This window comes from Falsiroseomonas oryzae (assembly GCF_027856955.1).
GTDB classification, from domain to species: Bacteria; Pseudomonadota; Alphaproteobacteria; order Acetobacterales; family Acetobacteraceae; genus Falsiroseomonas; species Falsiroseomonas oryzae.
The window spans coordinates 1-2,867 of record NZ_JAPSMD010000568.1 but is presented as its reverse complement, the minus strand read 5'-3'; the positions used below and the strand labels follow the sequence as shown (position 1 = coordinate 2,867).

Below are 2,867 nucleotides of genomic sequence, written 5' to 3'. Positions count from 1 at the left end.
GGGCCGGCGGACGCTCGGGCCGCGGGCGCTGGGGCGGGCGCTCGGGGCGCAGCACGCCGATGCGCGCCGGCGCCGGCGGGCCGAACTGCCCCTCCTCCACCGGCACGGCCGGGATCAACCGGAAACCCATCGCTTCCAGCACCATGCCCAGCACGTCGCCCTTGATGCCGAGGCGGGAGGCGAGGCCGTCCGGCACCGGCGCCGGAGCGCGGCGCGTGAGGTGTCCCAACTCGCCGGCGATGCGCTCCACCACGTCGAGCCGCAGCAGCACGTGGCCGGCCTGCAGCCAGCCGGCGAAGGCGGCGAAATGGGGCGGCCAGCTCTCCGGCGGGCGCGGCGCCTGGGGGTCCTCGGGCGGCGGCTGCGGGATCTCGGGCAGCGTCACGGAGACGAGGCCCGGGTTGGGCAGCGCCGGGGTGGGCAGGTGGTGGCGCAGCGCCCAGAACTGCGCGCGCAGCCCCATCGCGCGGGGCTTCAGCACCTCCGGCAGGTACAGCGCGTAGCGCCCGGCACGGATGCCGATGGCCTTGAGACGGGCGCGCAGCTCCGAGGGCACGTCGCGCTCCGTCGCGCCGGGCACCAGCCCCATGCCTTCCCGCAGGCGGAAGGCCGGGCCTCGCAGCGTGTTGTCCTCCGCCGCCTTCGTCTCGACCACCGCCAGCGTGCCGAGTTCCCGCTTCACCAGCGCCTCGAGCCAGGCGGCGATGCGCTGCCGCACCCGCTCCCGCTGCGCGTTGTCCAGGAACTCGGTGGCGATCGGGTCCACATGGGGCTTCAGCGGTTCCGGCCCCGCGCGCAGCCGCGCGACCTCGGCGCCGTCCCACAGCACGCGGTGCTGCGGCGTCAGGCTGAAGGCCTCGTCCTTCGCCATCTCCAGCGCGGCCAGGCGCCGCGGCATCTCCTCCCGGAGGGCACGGCGGGCCGCGCGCAGGACGAGACGCTTCTCCTCCTCTTTCGTCGCCTCGGGGTCGGGCTCGAAGTGGAAGCCCTTCACATGGCCGACCGTGTGGCCTTCCACCACCACCTCGCCCTGGCGGGTGACGGCCGAGAGGAGGTTGGCGTCGTCCTCGTCCAGCCGGCGGATCAGGTGCGCGGCGCGGCGGTCGACGAAGCGCGTCATGAGGCGGTCGTGCAGCGCGTCGGAGACGTTGTCCTCGGCCTTGCGGGCCTCCGCCTGGTGGGATGGCGCGTCGGCCAGCCAGTCGGCGCGGGCGGCGATGTAGGACCAGATGCGGATGTTCGCGAGCCGCGCCATCAGCGTGTCGAGGTCGCCCTCGATGTTGTCGAGCCCGGCGATGGAGCCCGCCACCCATTCGTCGGGCAGGCGGCCTTCCTTCGCCAGGTGGCCGAAGATCTTGCCGCAGAGCCGCGTGTGGCTGTCATCGGCGATCTTGCGGAAGTCGGGGACCTGGCAGGCTTCCCACAGCAGCCGCACGCGGGAGCGGCCCTGCGCCAGCTCGCGCACCTCCGCCTCGCGGGAGAGGGCGGCGAGGGTGATGTGGTCGACCGCGTCGTTGCCCTTGGCGAGGCCGGGCATCGGCGGCGGCGCGGCGAGGGAGGCGAGCAGCCCGTCCACGCTGCCGAAGTCGAGCTCCGAATTGCGCCAGGCGAGCTGGGCCAGGGGCTCGAATTCGTGGTTCTCGATCTGCTTCGCCATCTCCTCCGGCAGCGGCGGGCAGTCGGCGGTGGAGCCGAATGTGCCGTCGCGCATGCCGCGGCCGGCGCGGCCGGCGATCTGCGCCGCTTCCTGCGCGGTCAGCTGGCGGATCTGGTGGCCGTCGAACTTCTGCAGCGCGGCGAAGGCCACGTGGTCCACGTCCATGTTGAGGCCCATCCCGATCGCGTCGGTGGCGACCAGGAAATCGACCTCGCGGTTCTGGTAGAGCGCGACCTGCGCGTTGCGCGTGCGCGGGGAGAGGCGCCCCATCACCACGGCACACCCGCCGCGGCGGCGGCGCACCGCCTCCGCGATCGCGTAGACCTCGGTGGCGCTGAAGGCGACGATGGCGGAGCGCGGCGGCAGGCGGGTCAGCTTCTGCGCGCCGGCATGCGCCAGTTGGGACAGGCGCGGCCGCGTCTCGATCTCGGCCTGCGGGACCAGGCGCTGCAGCAGCGGCCGGATCGTCTCGGCGCCGAGGAACATGGTCTCCACCATGCCGCGGGCGTTCAGCAGCCGGTCGGTGAAGATGTGCCCGCGATCGGCGTCGGCGCAGAGCTGGATCTCGTCCACCGCGACGAATTCGGTGCGGCGGTCCAGCGGCATCGCCTCCACCGTGCAGGCGAACCACTTCGCCTCCGGGGGGACGATCTTCTCCTCGCCCGTGATCAGGGCGACATGGCGTTCGCCCTTCACCGCGACCATGCGGTCGTAGTTCTCGCGCGCCAGCAGGCGCAGCGGGAACCCGATGATGCCCGACGCATGCGCGAGCAGGCGGGTGATGGCGAGATGCGTCTTGCCGGTATTGGTCGGGCCCAGCACGGCCCGGACGCGGGCGGGGAACATCTGGCGGTCGGACATCGGGATGGTGGTGCGGTCCGTCGGGGGGGGTGGGGACCCGTGGCACGCCGGCGCGCCCTTGGCAACAGCCGGAGCCTCGGCGCGCCCCTGCAGTTGATGCGCTTGGCGCATGGGCGGCGGCGCGGCAGCGTGCGCCGGGTGAGCCCCGCAAGCCGACACGCCCTGCTCTATGCCGCGCAGTTCTTCGCCTTCGGCGTGATCCTGCCCTTCCTGCCCGCCGTGCTGGCGGCGCGCGGGCTGGATGCGGCGGAGGTGGCGGCGGTGCTGGCCGTCGGCTCCGCCGTCCGGCTGGTCGCGGGGCCGCTCGGCGGGCGGATCGCGGATGCCACCGCGGCGCCGCGGCTGGTGC

The 2,867-nt window shown here is 73.9% G+C and carries 2 protein-coding genes; one reads left to right on the top strand and one right to left on the bottom strand.

What is annotated here, in order from left to right:
* On the bottom strand, positions 1 to 2,518 hold a 2,518-nt coding region (locus tag OZN99_RS28945), incomplete at its 3' end, for a helicase-related protein (protein ID WP_270938682.1).
* 138 nt (positions 2,519 to 2,656) lie between these two features.
* Between OZN99_RS28945 and OZN99_RS28940 the strand changes: the two genes are divergently transcribed.
* A partial coding sequence (locus OZN99_RS28940) for an MFS transporter (protein WP_270938681.1) occupies positions 2,657 to 2,867 on the top strand: 211 nt, incomplete at its 3' end.